Genomic DNA, 683 nt, shown 5'->3' on the forward strand with positions numbered 1-683 from the left:
GGTGCGGTGATCAGGGACGTCCACGAACACAGGCGGCTCACAGCCCGCCCACACCGTGGTCGGGAGCCGGTTGGCGACATGGACGATGATCAGGCCGGAGCCGGACCTGAGTGCCATGCCGATGGCGTAGGCGAGCGCACGCTCGCTGGAGGTCGACCCGTCGAAGCCGACGACGACTCCGTGCCTGAAGGCAGGGTCGCAGGCGTGACGTGTCTCTTCTGCCGCCTGGAGGTCCGACGAGGGGTCGGCAACCTGCTTGCGGTCCGCGGGTTCGGAGTATTCGTAACCGGCCATCGGCGTCTCGGCGAAGGAGATCCTCTGAGGAGGGAACGGGGAGAGCAAAACCTATCTGGCAGTGGAGTTGTGTCCGGGAATCATCTTCCCAACCCCATACCCCCAAGGGTACGGCGACACTCCTCTCCTGCCCAGAGCCAGCCGAACCACTCCGGCGTTCCAGGGAGCATGCACGAGCGGGCCCCCCTTAGGCAATGCCTGTTGGCATTTACAGCTTTGTCCCACAGTCTTCGCGGGCCCCGGCGCGGCGGCCCACGCGGCCCACAGTGACCGGAGATGCCCTCTCCCCGTTATGTACAGGGTTGTACCAACGCCACCCAGGGAGTCCAGGGAGTCCATCGTGCCGACGAAGCCGACCGTCCCCGCCCCGCAGCGCGGCCGCCGCAGGG

General features: G+C 66.9%; 1 protein-coding gene. It reads right to left on the reverse strand.

From position 1 onward, the window contains the following. Positions 1-294: universal stress protein (locus J0695_RS39260; RefSeq protein ID WP_206969635.1), on the reverse strand; the 294-nt coding region annotated here is incomplete at its 3' end. Between the last annotated feature and the right edge of the window lie 389 nt (positions 295-683).

The sequence above is a fragment of the Streptomyces beijiangensis genome, assembly GCF_017315755.1.
In the GTDB taxonomy this organism is placed as follows: domain Bacteria; phylum Actinomycetota; class Actinomycetes; order Streptomycetales; family Streptomycetaceae; genus Streptomyces; species Streptomyces beijiangensis.